Annotated in this window: 16 protein-coding genes; 7 read left to right on the forward strand and 9 right to left on the reverse strand. The window is 58.2% G+C overall.

Annotated elements, in window-relative coordinates:
• Positions 1–117: 117 nt before the first annotated feature.
• The 3 genes from HMJ29_RS05355 to HMJ29_RS05365 all read right to left on the reverse strand — a co-directional run bounded on the left by HMJ29_RS05355 (position 118) and on the right by HMJ29_RS05365 (position 2,475).
• Complete coding sequence (locus HMJ29_RS05355; RefSeq protein ID WP_171590501.1) at positions 118–633, reverse strand: acyl-CoA thioesterase; 516 nt, start codon at positions 631–633, stop codon at positions 118–120.
• Positions 634–699: 66 nt separating this feature from the next.
• On the reverse strand, positions 700–1,809 hold the full coding sequence (locus HMJ29_RS05360; RefSeq protein WP_171590502.1) for a DUF3616 domain-containing protein: 1,110 nt from the start codon (positions 1,807–1,809) through the stop codon (positions 700–702).
• Positions 1,810–1,968: 159 nt separating this feature from the next.
• Positions 1,969–2,475, reverse strand: a complete 507-nt coding sequence (locus tag HMJ29_RS05365) for a hypothetical protein (protein WP_171590503.1) — start codon at positions 2,473–2,475, stop codon at positions 1,969–1,971.
• Positions 2,476–2,623: 148 nt separating this feature from the next.
• On the opposite strand from HMJ29_RS05365, the gene HMJ29_RS05370 reads away from it, so the two are divergent.
• The gene (locus HMJ29_RS05370) at positions 2,624–3,412 is read left to right on the forward strand and encodes an SDR family oxidoreductase (RefSeq protein WP_171590504.1); all 789 of its coding nucleotides are present in this window, start codon (positions 2,624–2,626) and stop codon (positions 3,410–3,412) included.
• A 15-nt stretch (positions 3,413–3,427) separates the two neighbouring features.
• On the opposite strand, the gene HMJ29_RS05375 is transcribed toward HMJ29_RS05370, so the two are convergent.
• The 3 genes from HMJ29_RS05375 to HMJ29_RS05385 form a co-directional block, all read right to left on the reverse strand.
• Positions 3,428–3,844 (reverse strand): DUF4890 domain-containing protein, encoded by a 417-nt coding sequence (locus HMJ29_RS05375; protein ID WP_171590505.1) that lies wholly within the window; start codon positions 3,842–3,844, stop codon positions 3,428–3,430.
• 79 nt (positions 3,845–3,923) lie between these two features.
• Positions 3,924–5,969, reverse strand: a complete 2,046-nt coding sequence (locus HMJ29_RS05380; RefSeq protein WP_171590506.1) for an FAD-dependent oxidoreductase — start codon at positions 5,967–5,969, stop codon at positions 3,924–3,926.
• 232 nt (positions 5,970–6,201) lie between these two features.
• Positions 6,202–7,647, reverse strand: coding sequence for an aldehyde dehydrogenase family protein (locus HMJ29_RS05385; RefSeq protein WP_244678797.1), 1,446 nt, complete (start codon positions 7,645–7,647; stop codon positions 6,202–6,204).
• Between the two features lie 166 nt (positions 7,648–7,813).
• On the opposite strand from HMJ29_RS05385, the gene HMJ29_RS05390 reads away from it, so the two are divergent.
• Positions 7,814–8,269, forward strand: a complete 456-nt coding sequence (locus tag HMJ29_RS05390) for a DinB family protein (protein WP_171590508.1) — start codon at positions 7,814–7,816, stop codon at positions 8,267–8,269.
• A gap of 100 nt (positions 8,270–8,369) precedes the next feature.
• Complete coding sequence (bla, locus tag HMJ29_RS05395; RefSeq protein WP_171590509.1) at positions 8,370–9,179, forward strand: subclass B1 metallo-beta-lactamase; 810 nt, start codon at positions 8,370–8,372, stop codon at positions 9,177–9,179.
• Positions 9,180–9,281: 102 nt separating this feature from the next.
• On the opposite strand, the gene HMJ29_RS05400 is transcribed toward bla, so the two are convergent.
• Positions 9,282–10,529 (reverse strand): tetratricopeptide repeat protein, encoded by a 1,248-nt coding sequence (locus HMJ29_RS05400; RefSeq protein ID WP_171590510.1) that lies wholly within the window; start codon positions 10,527–10,529, stop codon positions 9,282–9,284.
• A 486-nt stretch (positions 10,530–11,015) separates the two neighbouring features.
• Between HMJ29_RS05400 and HMJ29_RS05405 the strand changes: the two genes are divergently transcribed.
• Together HMJ29_RS05405 and HMJ29_RS05410 are read left to right on the forward strand one after the other, a co-directional pair.
• A complete protein-coding gene (locus HMJ29_RS05405; RefSeq protein ID WP_171590511.1) occupies positions 11,016–11,882 on the forward strand; it encodes an AraC family transcriptional regulator in 867 nt (288 codons plus the stop codon).
• 123 nt (positions 11,883–12,005) lie between these two features.
• Positions 12,006–13,139 (forward strand): hypothetical protein, encoded by a 1,134-nt coding sequence (locus HMJ29_RS05410; protein ID WP_171590512.1) that lies wholly within the window; start codon positions 12,006–12,008, stop codon positions 13,137–13,139.
• Between the two features lie 85 nt (positions 13,140–13,224).
• On the opposite strand, the gene HMJ29_RS05415 is transcribed toward HMJ29_RS05410, so the two are convergent.
• The gene (locus tag HMJ29_RS05415) at positions 13,225–13,902 is read right to left on the reverse strand and encodes a T-complex 10 C-terminal domain-containing protein (RefSeq protein ID WP_171590513.1); all 678 of its coding nucleotides are present in this window, start codon (positions 13,900–13,902) and stop codon (positions 13,225–13,227) included.
• 263 nt (positions 13,903–14,165) lie between these two features.
• On the opposite strand from HMJ29_RS05415, the gene HMJ29_RS05420 reads away from it, so the two are divergent.
• On the forward strand, positions 14,166–14,843 hold the full coding sequence (locus tag HMJ29_RS05420) for a head GIN domain-containing protein (RefSeq protein WP_171590514.1): 678 nt from the start codon (positions 14,166–14,168) through the stop codon (positions 14,841–14,843).
• Between the two features lie 31 nt (positions 14,844–14,874).
• On the opposite strand, the gene HMJ29_RS05425 is transcribed toward HMJ29_RS05420, so the two are convergent.
• Positions 14,875–15,792, reverse strand: a complete 918-nt coding sequence (locus HMJ29_RS05425) for a helix-turn-helix domain-containing protein (protein ID WP_171590515.1) — start codon at positions 15,790–15,792, stop codon at positions 14,875–14,877.
• A gap of 371 nt (positions 15,793–16,163) precedes the next feature.
• On the opposite strand from HMJ29_RS05425, the gene pckA reads away from it, so the two are divergent.
• Positions 16,164–17,777, forward strand: coding sequence for a phosphoenolpyruvate carboxykinase (ATP) (gene pckA / locus HMJ29_RS05430; RefSeq protein WP_171590516.1), 1,614 nt, complete (start codon positions 16,164–16,166; stop codon positions 17,775–17,777).
• Positions 17,778–17,915 lie beyond the last annotated feature (138 nt).

The following is a 17,915-nucleotide window of genomic DNA, read 5'->3' on the forward strand; positions in this document are numbered from 1 at the left end:
ACGCGGAGTAGCATCGGCTTTTCTTTAACGGGTGGTATCCGTGGGGGTTGTAAAATGGGTGCCTTCAGTTGAGCTAATTTGCTTATAAAATTGTGGCTTAGGCTGGTGCCCATCGGCCTACTCACTGCGCTCGTGCTTCAGCTGTTTGCGCAGGCGCTTTACGCGGTCATCAAACCCATCGGGGTCATAGCTGACGTCCTCCACATCAAGTTGCTCCAGCATGTCCATGAGGTCGTCGGAGTGCTCAGTACGTGTACCACCGGGCACCCGTACAAAGGTCATTTCCGACCATAGCACCGCTTTCAGGCGCAAGCCATCTTCGCTTAGCATCTGCATCTCAACCACTAGGTTGGAGTTATCGAAATGAATAAGCTGGGTTTTGATGCGAACCAGCTCAGCATGCTGGGCGGGGCGCAGGTAGGCAATGTGGTGTTTAGATATTACCCAACCGGCGCCCAGCTCCTGCGCCAACTGGCCTAGGTTGAGGGCGTAGTGCTGAATAGTATGCTCTTCGCGAGCATTCAGGAAGTAGTCGAGGTAGCGGGCGTTGTTGAGGTGGCCTAGCATGTCGCAGTCCTGAAACAGAACGCGATGAGTGGTTTCCGGCGTACGGAGCAACGATTTAGCAGCCATGGTGGGGAGCAAGTGATAGGTGCAAAGGTGTGGATTTGCGGCCGAATGCGAGTTTGGGGTAGGGCGCTAGGCTACACTGGGCCCGGTAGGTAGCGGGTAGGTATTAGCCAGGGCAGTGTGTGGGCGGGGCTTGCGGGCGGGGGCAGGCTTATCAAACACCACCAGCATTTCCTGCTCGCTGAGCAGAGCCATACCCTCGGCCCGGTCTAGGTGCGGGAGGTGGGGCACGTCGAGCAGGCGCTCCAGCTGGTCGGCGGGCGTGAGGCTGTCGTGCGCCTGAAACAGTGCATTGCGCCAGCGGTAAATGGCAATGGTGCCGTCGAGGTCCATGGTGGGGCCAGCCAGAATAAACAGGTCGGTGCCCTGCTGCCTGATTTCCCGGATGCCCATACCGCGCAAATCCAGGAAGTGCTTTTTATAGAGCTTATGCTCACCCCCTTCCAGCTCACCTAGCCGGAGCCTGCCCTTTTTGTATTCCTCAGGCCTGATTTCCAACACTATGGCCCAGCCGTGCAGCACCGGTCCCCGCAGCCCCAGAAACAGGCGGCCATCGGGAGAGGCAGCCAGGCCTTCAATATCAAGGCCATTGTCTTTAGCGGGTACCTTCAGGGCCGGGCCCAGGTGGGCATCCTTGGCCAATACTTTCAGCAGTTCATTGGTGCCGTTCTTGTCGCCGCGCAGTTGGGCAGCGCGCAAGGTTTGCCCACTGGCCGTGGGGTGCTTAGCGGTTTTGCACAGCTCGTAGTCGCCGGATTTGGGGTTGCGCACCAGCGGTATGCGGGCCAGCAAGCAGCGGTTAGGCGCCACTACAATCTTGGCCAGCCGCTTGATTTGCTTGGCAACAGTAGGCTCCTCGGGTTTGGCGTTTTTACGCTTGATGCTGTGCGAGCCCAGCACCCAGAGGTAATTTTCGGCTTCACCCATGCCCTCCAGGTCTATCTCCTCCGTAGCTTTCTCGGGTAAGTCAACCAGCTCCGAGAGCTTGTAGCTGCAGTGCTGCCCAAAGCTGCGGGGGCCCGTACGACGCAGGCGCTCCAGAGTGGTTCGCTCATCGCAGCAGAGCCAGAGGTTGTCGCCGGTGAGCACGGCCGCCGAAAGCCCGTCGCGCACATCGTTGCCGTTGGGGTTTTGACTCAGCTTAGGGTCAAAGTGCAGAATATAGGTACGGGCTGGCATACGAAGAGGGGAGTGAGAGCAGTAGCCTACAAACGGCTGAGCTCCGTAGCGGGTTGTAAGCCGGGAGCCGCCACTTGCTAGCCTAGGGCCAGAAGGGCAGGCAGTAGCCTAGCGCAGCCGTTCCCCCTCCGGCTCTACTGGCTGCTCACCTCTACTGGCCTAGCCTTTGGCGCTGCAGCTGCGGCGTATCTTCTCCAGGCGCTGCACCAAGTCACGCACCACGGCTTCATCGGTGGTATACACGGGCATCTCTAGCGTGGTGCTGTCGTTTTTGCCGGGCGGGCGGCGGGTTATTTTTATTTCGTAGTAGTGGCGGTTCTTCTCTTCATCGTGGGCAGGAGCGTAGGTAAGGGCCGTTACCTGACTCCACTCTACTCCCAGGCGCAGCTCAAACTCTACTTTATCATCAGACTTCACGGCCCAGTCGGCGCCGTTTTTCTGGTGGCTGACCTGAAACGCCCCAGACGCGCTGCCGTCGCGGCGGTACTTTCTTATCACTTCCGTAAAGTGGCAATTGCTGAGCTGGGCACGCACCTCCGTGGCCGGCTCATCGGGGTTGCGAGCCAGTTCATTGAGGCGGCGCGTGAGAGCCTGCACCTCAGGTGTAGATTGGGCCTGGGCACTGGCACCAGCCAGCAGTAAACCAGCTAAGAAGGTCTTTTTCATCAGAATGAACCGTTAACGTGACAGCTAATCTTCCGTGGCTGGCCACAAGCCCCCACGGCAACAGCACGCCAGATGCATCATCCTGATAAAGAGTTGCCTGGGGGGCCTGGGCTCCGGCTAAAGTTTGCTATTCCTGTATCTTGGGCGCATGCATAGCACACCGCAAGTTGTCTGGATTACGGGGGCCTCTGCCGGCATTGGCGAGGCTTTAGCCCATGAATATGCCCGCCAGGGTGCACGCCTGATTCTCTCAGCCCGTAACCAAGAGGCTCTTGAGAAAGTAGCCGCCGCCTGCGCCCCCGCCGAGACCTTGGTAGTGCCCCTGGACTTAGCACAGCCCGCTAGTTTTGCGGGGGCCATTCAGGAGGTGTTTGCGCACTACGGCCGCCTAGATGTGCTCCTTAATAACGGCGGTATCAGCCAACGCTCTTTGGTCCTCGAAACCAGTCTTAGTGTAGATCGGCAACTTATGGAGGTTAACTACTTTGGCACAGTAGCCCTGACCAAAGGCGTATTGCCCCATCTGCTGCAGCAGGGCTCCGGGCGCATAGCCGTGGTAAGTAGTTTAGTGGGCAAGTTCGGGACGCCCTACCGCTCAGCATATGCGGCCTCCAAGCACGCGCTACATGGGTTCTTTGATTCTCTGCGGGCAGAGCTAACGGACACCGGCGTGGGGGTTACCATCATCTGCCCTGGTTTTGTGAAAACCGGGGTTTCGGTGAATGCCCTCACGGGTGATGGCACCCCGCTCGGGACGATGGATGAGGCCACGGCCAAGGGCCTGGCCCCTGCGGAACTCGCCCGCCAAGCTAGCCGGGCCATTGCGCAAGGCCGCAATGAGGTATACATCGGGGGCCGCGAAACATGGGGAGTGCTTCTAAAGCGGCTGGCACCCGGCCTGTTCAGCAAGTTCCTGAGTAGGGCCAAAGTGCGCTAGGCCACGTAAGCGGGCTTACTTGTTGGCTTTGCGGGCGCGCATCTGCTCCTGCACCTGGCGCTGCTTTACTTTCAGCTTCTGGTATTGCGAGGCCGTGAGCACCTGTTGTAGTTCTTTATCGGAGTTGGCATTAATGCGCTTTAGCTCGGCCATCATGGCGGGGCGGTTGGCGCTGTACTGGCGCTGGGCTGCATTGGCTTTCTCAGCCGTTTCCGTAAAAATGGCACGCACCTGCTTGGGCTGGTCTCCGGTTAGGTTGAGCTCATCCGTCAGCACGTCGGTTAGGTCGCGGGCGGCCGAGGAGGCCACCACGGGAGCGGGTGCGGGAGTGGCCTCCGACTTTGCCGCCGGAATATTCCGGTTACGCCGGGCGCAGCTAGAGGCAAGGGTGGTAGTGAGGGCCAGGGCGAGGAGTAATCGGGCAGCAGACATAGTACAACAGGGTGCGTGTGCCTCCGCATACGCGAAAACCATACTGCACGGTTATACCGCCCTTGGCCACCGGTATCCTCTACCCCACCGCCACCGTAGCCGCCGCTCCCGAGCGCACAGCGGGGTTGCTGGTTTTCAGGTGTTGGGCCGTGTAGTGAGCCAGGGCCATGATGGTAAGCATAGGGTTCACCCCGCTACAAGCCGGAAAAGCCGAGGCATCGGCCACGTACAGGTTGCCTACTTCGTATAGCTCGCCGGTGGGGCTAGTAGGGTGGGTACCTGCGTCGCCGCCCATGCGGCAGGTGCTCATTTGGTGGGCGCTATAGAGACTGAACTGGTTGGGCTTCCAGCCCAGGTGCGGCAGCTGCTCCAGCACCTCCGGATTTTGGGCCACCCCGTTTCGGGCGTGCAAAATGGGTAGTGTGCCGTGGGGCAAATACACAGCATCGGCGCCGGCAGCCACGTGAATTTCGGCGGCAGCACGTACCCCCTGCAGCAGGTGGTTGCGGTCGAAGTCACTGAGCACGTAGTCGATGAGTGGAGCGCCGTGCTTATCTACCTTCACGCAGCCCCCATCCCGGTCACGGGTGAGCACAATGAACGAGCCCAGGTGGGCCGCTTGGCGCATCATGTCTTTGTGCTGCTCGCCAGAGCGCCAAGGCAGCACCATGGCCATCAGGCCGCTGTGGGCCGGCGGCGTTTCCAGCTTCACGCCAAAGTTGGTACCGTCCAGCATCGTGAAGCAGTCATTCACCACCGACATCATGGGCCCGTGCCACGGATTGATGGCGTGTGCATAGTGCGCTGAAACTGCCACCGTGGGGTGCAGGTGCAGGTGCTCCCCAATGTGTGGGTGCTTCAGGCCACTGCGCAGCAGCAAGGCGGGCGTCTGAATAGAGCCTCCCGCCACCACTACCCGCCGGGCCCGCACCGTTACGCGCATCGCGCGCCCATCAGCCGTGGTGTGCACGGCCTCGGCACCGGTGGCTCGGTTACCAGCAATAGTAATGCGCTCCACGTGGGTGTCGGTCAGCAGGCGGGCGCCGTGGTTGTAGGCCTGTTGCAGATAGGTATTGAGGGTGCCTTGCTTCACGCCGTGCCGGTCGCCGAAGCAGCTGTAGCCCAGCCCCTGAAAGTGTTGCTCGGTATCGGTGAGGCCCTTCTCATTGCGCGGAATCAGCTTTACCTCCTGGCCTAGCTTAGTAGAGCCATCCCAGAGCGCCTGGTTTTGGCCGTTGTGGCGCTGGTAGTCAATGTTCACGCTCAGGGCCCTGCTCACGGCATCGAGGCTCTTTTTGAAATCAAGCGAAGTGAAATGCGGCACTTGGTGCTCCCGGGCCCACTCTTGCAGCACATAGTCGGGGGTACGGAAAGCGCCGGCCCAGTTTACGGTGGTGCCCCCGCCCAGGCATGAGCCCGCCAGCAGGGCAATACCACCATCCTGGGTGCTAATGGCACCGCGGCCATCATAGAGGTGGCCTAGCATATCCACTTCGCGCTGGGTAAAGTCGGGGCCGTGGAAGTAAGGCCCTTTTTCGAGCACCAGCACATCATGGCCGGCGGCGGCCAGCTCGCCGGCTACCACGCCCCCACCGGCACCGCTGCCAATCACCAGCACATCACACTCGTAGGCCACATCCTGGGTAGGTTGCAAGGTTTTGATAGGCCTAGGCGAGTCTACAATATCCTCGGTTTGGGGACCAGGGTAGCCAATATGCTCCCACACAAAGTTGCCCTGCTCCGGCGTAGAACTGCCGTAAAATAAGAAGGTGAACAGCTTGCGTAGCGCGTGAAAGCCCTTCCGGAACTGTGGCACGTTGCTGGCCGCCCAACTTTGCAGCAGCTTCTCGCGCTGCTCTGGGGCCAGCCGGCTAAATGGCCGTAGTGGCCCAAACCAGGTGAGGCCTACGGCGGGCGTTTCCAGTAGGGTCAGCAACTGCATGAACTCCTTGCGGGCCCCAGTGGGTTGCGCCTCCAGTACCTGAGCAATCTTTTCCAGGTCTACGCCTTCAGAACCGCGCCGCGTCCAGTAGGTAGAGTCTTCGGCATCATGCCCTGGCACCGCAGGAATAAATGTATCAGCGAGGGCATGCAGCGTGGCGCGTTGGGCTTCAGTGAAAGACATAACCGGGCGGGCGGGATGGTGGACTACTCCGGCGGCCATCAAGCAGGCGCCGGGCCCGGATAAGTTCGACAATTTTCCCGAAAACTACTCGGCTTGCATACGGAATGGCGAAGTGGTGAAAGGTGAAGTTGTGAATACACAACTGTCGTTACGAGGCACCCCACTGAGCAGCGCCCTCGTCAGGATAGTTCGCTTCATAACCTCATCATGCACTCACCACTTTTCACTTAGCCTAAAAGAACTTCAGCAGCCAGCCTATCATTTTTTTCACTTTGGGCGTGTAGGGCGGATACATGGTTTTGATACCCGTGCGGCCCACGCGTTGCTTTAGCACCGATTTCTCGTTACTGAACCCCACAAACCCCGCGAAGCCGTGGGCTTTGCCTAAGCCACTGTTCCCGAAACCACCGAAGGGTAAATCAGGGTGAGCCAGGTGCAGGATGGTTTCATTGACGCAGGAGCCGCCAGCGGGAATGTTTTGAAGCAGGTAGCGCTGGTGCTCGTTGTTCTGCGTGAACACATACAAAGCCAGCGGCTGCAGGCGGGAGTTTACAATGGCCGCCGCTTCCAGGAGGGTACGGAAGGTAACTATAGGCAGTAGCGGGCCAAATATCTCCTCCTGCATGATGCGGCTCTCGGAAGGGGCGCCCTCCAGCAGTGTAGGCTCAATAAACCGCTGGCCGGCATCTACTGTGCCGCCGAGCAGAATATTGGCTCCCTGGGCCTGGGCATCCTCCAGCAGGCCGGCAATCCGCCGGAAGTGGTGCGCATTCACAATGCGGGCGTACGACTTGGAAGCCGCTACTCCCTCCCCCTCCGGGTCGTAGAAGCGCTGTACTACCTCCTTAATTTCTTCTACCAGCTTCTCCTTCACCGACTCCTGCACCAGCAAATAGTCGGGAGCTACGCAGGTCTGGCCGGCGTTAATGCCCTTGCCCCACACAATTTTCTCGGCGGCATCACGCAGGTCGGCGGTGTCATCTACAATCACGGGGCTTTTGCCGCCCAGCTCCAGCGTTACACTGGCAAGGTGCTCAGCGGCGGCGCGCATCACAATTTTGCCCACCTGTGGGCTACCCGTGAAGAAAATATGGTTGAAGGGTAGTTTCAGCAGCTCCGTAGCCACGTCTTTGTCGCCCTCCACTACGGTTACTACCGTGGGGTCGAAGATTTCGCGGCACATGCGCGCCAGCAAAGCAGCCACGGTAGGCGTTATTTCCGAGGGCTTGATAATGCAGGCATTGCCGGCCGCCAGGGCAGAGGCCAGTGGGTCGATGGCCAGGTAAAAGGGGTAGTTCCAGGGGGCAATGATCAGGCAGACTCCTTTGGGCTCATGCTGCACCCAGCTGCGGGTACCCATTAGGGAGAGGGGCGTGCCTACCACGCGCGGTTCCATCCACTGCTTCAGGTGGCGCAAAGTGTGCTTAATCTCTACCTGCGACGACCAGATTTCTGACACGTCGGTTTCGGCGGCGGGCTTCCGAAAATCGGCATACAGGGCCTGCTGAATGGCAGAGCGGTTGTCGTTGATCCAGCGGCTCAGCTTGCGTAGCCGCATGGCCCTGGCCTCCCACCCTTCCCGGCGCAGGGCCTCGGCACGCGCCCGTTGCTGCTGGAAAAGTAGCGGCAGGGACACAGGTTTCGTGAGGGAAGGCGCGGGAGTGACAGTGGTTTCCATATATAACATAAAAGAGAAAAATTCGGATAAACCGGTGAATTTCAGCCTAATATATCCTGATTGTTCTCAGATAATTCCATCTTTGTACTGGTGTTGGGCGGCTGCCTTACTTCAGGATACGCTACGGCGCCCTGTTACGCTTGATTGGCCTGGGAGATGCAAGATTATGCAAGATATTAGTCACCGACTACGGAAGCTATTAGGATTATTAAACAGTTCGCTGCCTAATTTTTCTGAGGATGAACTGGCCTATAAGCCTGCGCCCGGGCAATGGTCGAAGAAGGAGATTCTAGGCCACCTCATTGACTCAGCCGCCAATAACCACCGGCGCTTTGTGCTAAGCCAGCTAAAGCCTGAGCCGCTTCGCATTATTCCATACGATCAAGATCAGTGGGTGGCGCTCTTTCAGTACCAGTACACCCCCACCACTGATCTGCTGCAGTTCTGGACCCTGTATAACCAGCAGATTGCTCGCTTGCTAGACCAGCTGCCACCCGCCGCCGCCGCCCACCGCTGTGAGTTTGATAACGGGTATAGCGTAACGCTACGCTGGCTGGCCGAGGACTACGTGATGCACTTAGAGCACCATGTGCAGCAAATCCTGAACCTTACTTCGGCCTAAGGGTAGCCCCCGAGAGGCCAGGCCATTGAAAAAAGAATGACCAGCCGGGGCACTATTCAGGGGGCCACAAGCGTTTAGCGAGCTTGCCTTTCGTTTGCTGATGTTCCGATTACCTGCTGCTGCCTTTGCTCAACGCACCTTGTTCTTCGTTTTGTTGCTGCTCGGCAGTTTAATCGGGCTCTCGGGGCCCGGGGCAGCACTTGCTGGCCCTCCCCAGCCTGAACTGCACATCCGGGTAAAGGAAATAGCGCCCGATGTGTTCGTGCACACCTCGTACCGCTACATGCCCGGCGTAGCGGCGCCAATACCCGCTAATGGGCTGATTGTTAAGACTACCAAAGGGGCTATTTTACTGGATACCGGCTGGGACTCTGACCAAACCCTGCAGTTGCTGCGCTGGGTGGCCGATAGCCTACACCAGCGGGTACGCATGGTCGTCATCACCCACGCCCACGAAGACCGCATGGGTGGGATGGCGGTGCTGCGGGCCAATAACATTAAAGTGGTCAGCAGCCCCATGACTACCAACCGGGCCATTGCCCTTAAACAGGAGGCCCCCACTCCGGCCATTAAGCCTTTCACCGTTATTGAATCAGGCAAGACCCGGCTGGAGCTGTTTTACCCCGGCCCTGGCCACACCCCCGATAACTTGGTGGCGTGGCTGCCCAAGCAACGCGTGCTCTTTGGAGGCTGCCTGGTAAGAGACATGGCCGCCGACACCCCCGGCAATATTGAAGATGCCGACCTTAAGAAGTGGCCTGTTGCGGTTAAAACGGTTGCTGACCGTTACCCCCGCGCCCGTATAGTGGTGCCCGGCCACGGCAATTGGGGCGGTCCTGAGCTACTTACTCACACCCTTGACGTGCTACGCCGCCCTGGCCGCCAGGCCCAAACCGCATTAGGCCGGTAACGGCTGGCTTTACTATCTGACGCTGGAAAAGCAAAACCGGCGCTTGGCCTTAGGATAACTACTGCGCTCTGCTACGATGTGCTGTCGTTTTTCAGTCTTAACCTACTTGCGGTGCTTCTTCAAATAGGCCTTTGCTTCGTTAGAAGCTTCCGACTTGCGCTCGGCTTTGTCCTCTACCTCTTTGTAGTAGCGTACGGCCTCGGCGGTATTCTTCTGTTTTTCAGCAATGCGGGCCAGGTTCAGGAGGGAGTAGAGATAAAAGCCCTGCTTGGTGTCGCCGGTGCTTTCTGAGAATACTACGCAGCGCTTATAGTAGTCCTGCGCCTTGGTCAGATCCTGATACTGGTTTTGCATCAGACTACCCAGAAAGAAGGTAGCGTAGCGGCCACTGATGGCCTCATAGCCGGGCTGGCCTTGGTTAATTTTTTCAAGAATATCCCGGCTTACCCGCTCGCACTCGGGCAGATAGCCCTGCTGATAGCAGGTGAGGGCGTAAAACCGCTGGAAGTAGCCATTATCGGGAAAGGATTTGGCCATTTGCTGAGCAATAGGAAAGGCCTCCTCCGGCTTGTTTTCCTGATTCTGCAAAATCTTCATCAGGAATACCTTGGCCTCATTGGAGGTATAGAAGCCATTCTGGGCTACGCTGCGCAACTGCTGCAGGCCTAGCTGCTGGTTGCCCTTCGGGAAGAACAGCAGCACCGGCCTCAGCAGCTTGTAGTTATTGGAAATCCAGACGGCGTAATAGTTAATAAGCGCCTGCCCGAACAGGAACTCCGGGCTAAGTCCGTTCGCTTCCTTGCTCTTATCTAGGTAATCCAGGGCGCGCTTGCTTGACAAGGTGGCTTGGCGCCAGTTGTGACGCTCAGCATTCAGGCGAGCGTCGAAGCCATACGCCGCCGACAGGAAAAAGCAGGCTTCGTAGTTTTTTCTATCCTGCTTATACTGGGTTTCGGCCTTGGTTATGGCCGTGTCCATGTAAGCAAAGAAGGTTTTGTCGTACAGCTCCGTGGTGATGTTGGTGGGCATAATCTTCCACCACGTGTTCAGGCCCAGCAAAAAGTAGGGCATGGGGTGGTCAGGATAGCGTCGCCGCAGCGAGCGAAATTGCTTTTCCGCCTTGTCGTACTTGAAGTTGTACATATTCTGTACCGCTCCTTCCAGCTCCGTCTGAATGTCTTTATCAAGCAGTAGCCAGCCTTTAGTATCTAGGGCATTGGGGGCAATTTCCACGTTTTCCAGGTCCACTTGGCGCGAGGGCTGTGGCTGGGCAGGAGCAGGTGTGACGGGCTGCTGCGCTTGGGCCTGCAGCCCAATCAACAGCAATAAGCAGAACAGTGTAAAACGCATATCGACCACTTGAACCCTTAATGTTATAAAAAAGGTCGGAGTTGCTCCCAGTTTGTGCTTTCTGCTTCTGGCTGCCGCTGCCGGGTTGCTGGGCCGAGCCAACAAAAAAAGAGGCTGAAGCTCCCACAGCTTCAGCCTCTCTATCGTTTCTCCGTCACCCGGATCCCACCAACGGCAGGAGAAACACTACAACGGCATGATCCCACCCACAACCGTTGCATTCTATGGGCGTGGTGCGTGTGCAGCCAGCCTATTTTTTTGATATTCTTGCGCTAGTAAAACCAGCTTAGTGCGGCGTGAAAACCGCCTCAACTGCTGGTTTGAAAGGCAATTGCAGCCAGCTGTTTACAACGGGCTCAAATACAGGCACAAGGTCTTAACAATATCAGCGCATATCTACCACTTGGTTGGCAAATTATGGTGCTGCATTGATGCACACGGTTATAATTTAGTAACTTGGCCGTCAGTCGGGCACCAAACCTCGTCATGAAGCTCCAATTCGAACCCATTCAGCCTACCGCCGACAGCTCCTTTACGCTGTTGCATTACACAAACGTTGAGAAAGGCGACCTACTCTGGCACTACCACCCAGAGTATGAGCTGGTATACTTGCCCCAGGGCAGTGGCCGGCGCCACATCGGCCAGCATATTTCGCGCTTCGAGGAGGGCGAGCTGGTGCTCATCGGGCCCGACCTGCCTCACCTGACGTTCAGCTACGGGCAGCCGGCCGGCATTCCCTTCGAGGAAATTGTGGTGCAGCTGCGGTCTGACTTCTTGGGCGACACCTTTTGGCAGCACCCGGAGCTGGCCGATATCCGTCAGCTACTGGCCCGCGCCCACGAGGGCCTCTCGTTTGGCGGTGACACCCGCGCCGCCGTAGGAGCCGACTTGCGCCGCCTCCTGGATGAGCCCCCGTTCGCCCGCCTGCTTACGCTGCTGCGCGTGCTGCAAACCCTGGCCCAGGCTCCTACTTCTGATTGCCTTTCTCTGCACGCGGGCCACGCCGGCCTGGGGCGGCAAGGCAAGGAGCAGCAGCGCCTGAGCCGGGTGTATCAGTTTCTGGAACAGCACTACCAGCGCGCGTCACTGTCGGTGCAGGAGGTAGCGGAGGTGGCTAATCTCTCGGTGCCGGCCTTCTGCCGCTACTTCCGGCAAATGACGCGCCTCACCCTTACTGATTTCCTGCAGGAGTACCGCGTAGGCCACGCCTGCCGCCTGCTGCTGGATGATATTCCCGTAACGGAGGTGTGTTACGCCAGCGGCTTCAGCAACGTATCGCACTTCAATAAAACCTTCCGCCGCCACACCGGCCAGAGCCCCACTGAATACCGCCGACAGCGCCTGGTGGTGTAAACCCAGTGCCTAGAGTGGCTCTAGAATACGGTAGCACGCGGCGGCGGACATAGCGCCAGCCTTTCAGGTGAACGCGCCAGGCCACTCCGTGTGTTAGGCAGGCACACCCACTTTTACCGTTGTATGCCTGTATTTTCGGTCAAGCGGCCGGTTATGCGTCGTTGGGGCTGGTGGCTAGTGCTGCCCGTGGTAGTGCTTCTTGCCGCTGCTGTTCCGGCTAATCTCCGTGAGACTCCTCTGGTGCTGCAGCCCGCTAAGCTGCCTTTTACCCCTACCCAGTTCTACGTGGCGCAGGTCCGGGATGAGCGGCCCAACCGCACCGCAGTGGCGTGGCTGGTGCCTGCACCCGCCAAACCGGGCGCCCCGTTGCCCACGGCTCAGCCCGTTGACTTGCAGGGAGGTGGCCTGGCAGCCATCCAGGCGTTTGTGCGCCAGAGCTTGCCGCGCAATCCGGCGCTGCGCCCTATCCAGATTAGGTTGCGGGAGTGCCGGGTGCAGGAAAAAGCCGCGGCAAACGGCACCGTAGAAGGGCAAATCTCCCTCGACTTAGCCTTCGACTACCAAACCCCTGACCGGCTGGTGCCGCTTACTCAGTACCGCGGCGGGGCCCGATACGTACGCCCGGCGGCTAACCGCTCCCCCGTAGAACCCGCCCTGCGGCAAGCTCTGGCCAACTCTCTGGTTTACCTGAACACCTGGCTCAACCAGGCCGCCGCTAGTGATGTGCGCTTGGCTACGGCAGTGCACCCCACCTTCCGCTACGTTACCCGCCGCACCGAGGCTGATACGGTGTTCCATGACCCAGCCCACCCGCTCACCTGGGCCGACTTTACCGGGCAGCCTCGCCCCAGAGGTCAGTATGCGGCGTCGGTGTTTCCTGGCTTTGCCTACCAGGGCCGGCCCCGGGTGCGCAATGGGGTGGTTGAGCTGGATATCCTGCTCTCCATTTTTGTGGTGCGCAGCTCCTCCTGGGTAGCACTCGGTCAGCAAACGGCCCTCAACCTCAACCACGAGCAGCGCCACTTTGACCTGGTGCGGATTGTAGCAGAGCGATTCCGCCGCAAAGCCACCCCCGACAGCCTCACGGTGGAAGACTATAACAGCATCTTGCAGCTGCAGTATCTGAAGTCGTTTACGGAGATGAACCACCTGCAGGACCAGTACGACACGGAAACCCACGGCGGCACCGACCTGCCTGCCCAGGAGCGCTGGAACCAGCGCATTGATGCCGACCTGAAGAAGTATGGAGTGCGCTAGGCCACTATACCGGCATCAGACGCAAAAAGCAAGCCCCCGCAGCACGTGCTGTGGGGGCTTGCTTTTTGCTATATAAGGGCTGAGGTTAGTTTTTCACTTTACGCTCGCCATCGTCGTCTACTTTCACTTTGCGGCCGCTGGCGAACTTGGTTTTCCGTTCACCGTCTTTGTCAATCTTCACTTTCGTGCCATTGGCGTATTCAATCTTTACGTCGCCGCCATCGCGCTCATACTTTACAATGGCCGGGCCGCGGCGCCGGGCTGGGGTGCTGGCGCGCGTGGTAGTAGTGGTAGTTTCAGTGGTCGAGGGTGTGTAGGGCGTACCGGCGTAGTAGGCGTCGCGGTTCGAGGTGTAGGTGTTATACTGCGCCGGGTCCGTTACAATGGTTTTCACGGAGCGGTCGGTTTCGTCGTTGATGGAGCGCAGGGCAGCGTAGCGGCCGGTGGTATCGGTGGCGTACTGGGTGTTGGCCTGCTGAATGCGGCGGCCGCGGGTGTAGTAGGTCTTCTGCACCCGGGTAACTACCACGGTATCCGTCAGGCGCAGATCCTGGGCAATCCGGTCGGCAATGCGGTCGGCCTCTGTGAGGTAAGCAGCCGTGTCTGAGCCAGTGGCGGCTATATCGGTAGCGTTGTCGCGGACTACCACGGCAGTATCGGCAGAGGGAGTGGTAGCGGCATCTACCGCAGCTTCTTTGTTTTGATTACAGGAAGCGGCGCCCAGAGTAGCGGCGCAGGAGAGCAATAGGAGGGTCTTATTCATGACGTTAAAAGCTAGTGAAACCCCAGCTCAGCGGCTGGAGGTTGGCGCTGATACGTAGGCTCAGCTATATAGTTTCTGGCCTAGATTTTTGTCACCCAAGGGTATAAATGCATATATTTCTTATAGTCAATGATTTATTACCCCAAACCTCTGACTCTGCCAGCTCCACAGTTGGGCCGGCAGGCATGCAATAAGCTGCTTAGGCAACCCTAGGCCAGGCCTGGCCATCTACCCGTTACCAGTCACCTTAATCCTTCCTACTTATGAACACGCACATGTTACGCACTGCCCTGGCCGCTACGCTGTTTACGCTTGCCACAGGAGCCGTACTGGCTCAGAAGTCTCAGACCCGTACGGTGGGCAACTTCGAGATGCTACAGACTTCCGGGGCTGTAAATGTTGTGTTGCGCCAAGGCGCACAAACTTCTGTGCGGGTAGAGGCTGAGCCCGAGGTGCTGGAGCAGATCAAGACGGAAGTAAAGGGCAACAAGCTGGTTATCTACCGCGACCAGAGGGATGTTTCATTGCTGCAGCGCATGAGAAATACGGAAAAAGTGATGGTGTACATCACCTGCCCGCGCTTGAGCTCCGTGGAAGCCAGCGGCGCCTGCGACATTAAGAGCGAAACGCCATTTAAGGCCAGCGACTTTACCATTCGGGCCAGCGGCGCCAGCGACATCACCCTCAACATCGACGTTAAAAACCTAAACGCCAGCGCCTCCGGGGCCAGCGACCTGCGCCTTAATGGCTACGCTGAGCGTCAGCAAGTTTCCATCAGCGGCAGCAGCGACTACCGCGCCTACGACCTCAAAAGCAAGCGGGCTCAAGTGCAGGCCAGTGGCGCCAGCGACGCCTACGTAGCCGTGGCCGATGAGCTCTCCTCCCACAGCTCTGGGGCCAGCGACATCCACTACAAAGGCAGCCCCCGGGTTATCAAGTAATGAGCAGTGCGGAGTATCCCATTGCTCACCGCTAATTATTCATAGCTCGCAGGGCGCGGGGTTGGCCTTCGCCGCGGTAGGCTTTGGCCCGATAGGCAATGGGTGAGAGACCGGTTTGCTTGCGGAAGAAACGGGCAAAGTAGCCGGGGTCGGCGAACTGCAGTTCGTAGGCAATTTCTGATACGGAGAGGGATGTGTACACCAGCAGGTTGTGCGCTTTCCGGACGGTATGGGCCTGCACAATTTCCAGGGCCGATTTACCCTTAACGGTCTGGCAGATGCGGTTGAGGTGCACGGGAGTAATCTTGAGCTCCTGGGCAAACTCCGAAATCTTCTTTTCAAAGGGAGCAGAGCGGGCAATGCACTTCTGAAACTCGCGGAAGTAGTGCATTGCCCGGTTGGGGCTGTCTTCCTCTTTCTTGCGGGTGAGTTGCAGCAGGCGGAAGATTTTCACGAAGAGCAGCTTGAAATAGGCGTTCAGGGCCAGCTGCTTGCCCGGCAAATCAGAGTTGATTTCCGTGTGAATTTGCTGCTCCAGAGTCAGTAGGTCGGAGAATGGGATATCCTCGAAATCGGAGAGGATGTATACCGAGTTCAGCTCCACCAGCACAGCAGGAGTGGCCTGCAGAATAGTATCCATGAGAGCCTCCGAGAGCGTGAGCGTGCGGCCTTTTACCTGGGGGCTGAAGGTGAAGCCGTGCACGGTGTTGGCCGGAATCAATACCAGGCAGGGTGTAGTGAGGTCTACGGGCTCGGCGGCGGCATGGAAGGAGGCGCGCCCGGCTTCCAGAAAAAACATCTGAAACAGGTTGCCATGCAAGTGTGGCTTCAGGCCCCAGTCGGCGGTGCGGTTACGGGGCGAGATTATCTGGCTGCACAGGTAGTCATGGGAGACCAGGGCCTTATCGTCGCCGTAGATACCATCGTAGCGGGCAATTATTTCCTTCATGTCGACAAAAAAGGCTACTTACTGACTGGCCTACAGAATGCTGCGGGTATTTATTTCTCCCATTTTCATGGGCAATATTTTCGGGTCTACTGCCTCAAAATCCCTAAATTCAGGAATCCAATGTTTGTTTTGTCCTGACAAAATAGCGAATTGTTTCAGTCCGTGCGGTTCAGGTAGTCGTATTTTTGTCCTACCCAATCAAAGTAGCTTGCTGGCAGAGTATCCGGGCACCACATAAACCCGTATACGCTGCTTTCCTTGCTCCTTTGCTAGCGCCACCATTACTCTGCCTGCTGAGCAGGCCAGAGCCCCCACCCAGGTTTGTTGGCGTTACCTCCCCCCGATTTCCCACCCAACCCCCCATTTCCCACATGGAAAATTCCCCCATTTCCACCCGCCTCTCCCCGCTTGGCCTCACCACAACCGGCCAGGTGCACCTCAACCTAACCCCCTCTGAGCTGATTGAGCACGCCCTGCGCCGCGGTGAAGGTACCCTTACCGACACAGGCGCCCTAATGGCCGACACTGGTGCCTTCACCGGCCGCTCGCCCAAAGACCGCTTCGTGGTGAAAGATGAAAACACCCAGGACTCGGTGTGGTGGGGCGACATCAACATTCCCTTCGCCGCTGATAAATTTGATCAGCTGCAGGAGAAAATGACCCAGTACCTGGCCGACAAAGAAGTGTTTGTGCGCGATGCCTACGCTGGCGCCAACCCCGATTACCAGCTAAAGCTGCGTGTGGTGAACGAGCTGGCCTGGCACAACCTGTTCTGCTACAACATGTTCCTGCGCCCTGAAGAAGGCGCTGACACCAGCTGGACGCCCGACTTCAGCATCATTTGTGCCCCCGGCTTCGAGGCCGACCCGGCCGTAGATGGCACCCGCCAAAAGAACTTCGCGATTCTTAACTTCACTAAGAAGATGATTCTGATTGGTGGCACCGGCTACGCCGGCGAGATGAAGAAAGGCATTTTTGGCGTACTGAACTACCTGCTCCCCCACGAGAAAAACACCCTGAGCATGCACTGCTCTGCCAACGTAGGCCAAGACGGCGACACCGCCATCTTCTTTGGCCTCTCGGGCACGGGCAAAACCACCTTGTCGGCTGACCCCAACCGCGGCCTGATCGGCGACGATGAGCACGGCTGGACGCCTGATGCGGGCATCTTCAACTTTGAAGGCGGCTGCTACGCCAAGGTCATTGACCTCTCGGCCGAGAAAGAGCCTGAAATCTGGAATGCTATCCGTTACGGCTCCATAGTGGAGAATACTCGCTACGTGCCCGGCACCCGCACCGTAGACTACGCCAACAAGAGCGTAACAGAAAATACCCGCACGGCTTACCCCATCAACTTCATCCCGAACGCGGTGGAGCCCTCGGTGGCTGGTACACCCAAGAATATCTTCTTCCTGACAGCCGATGCGTTTGGCGTACTGCCTCCCATCAGCAAGCTGGACAAGTGCCACGCTATGTATCATTTCATGAGCGGCTACACTGCTAAGGTGGCTGGCACTGAAATGGGCGTTACGGAGCCGCAAACTACGTTCTCGGCCTGCTTCGGCGCCGTGTTCCTACCCCTGCACCCCACCAAGTATGCTGAGATGCTGGGCCAGAAAATGGACGAGAACGAGGTGAACGTGTGGCTGGTAAACACCGGCTGGACTGGCGGCAGCTACGGCGTGGGCTCACGCATGAAACTGGCCTACACCCGCGCCATGATTACCGCTGCGCTGCAAGGCAAGCTCGATGACGTGGAGTTCCATAAGCACCCCATTTTCGGGGTAGAGGTACCCGCCGCCGTACCTAACGTGCCTTCCGAAATCCTGGACCCACGCGACACCTGGTCCGACAAAGAGGCCTACGACCATACTGCCGCCGAGCTGGCCGAGAAGTTTGTGAAGAACTTCGAGAAGTACGCTTCCTACGCCAACGAAGACATCCTGGCTGGTGCTCCTAAAGTAACCGTAGCCGCTAGCGTGTAAGCGCTAATCCGCTACCTCTTCTGAGGCGCCCCGTTGGCATCTGGCCGGCGGGGCGTTTTTGTGTTGGTGCTGGCGCAGTTATCAGCAATTTCGTACTTGCACCACAACACTGCCCTTCGCTCCCGCTGGGAGTGCGGG

The sequence above is a fragment of the Hymenobacter taeanensis genome (assembly GCF_013137895.1).
Taxonomy (GTDB): Bacteria; Bacteroidota; Bacteroidia; order Cytophagales; family Hymenobacteraceae; genus Hymenobacter; species Hymenobacter taeanensis.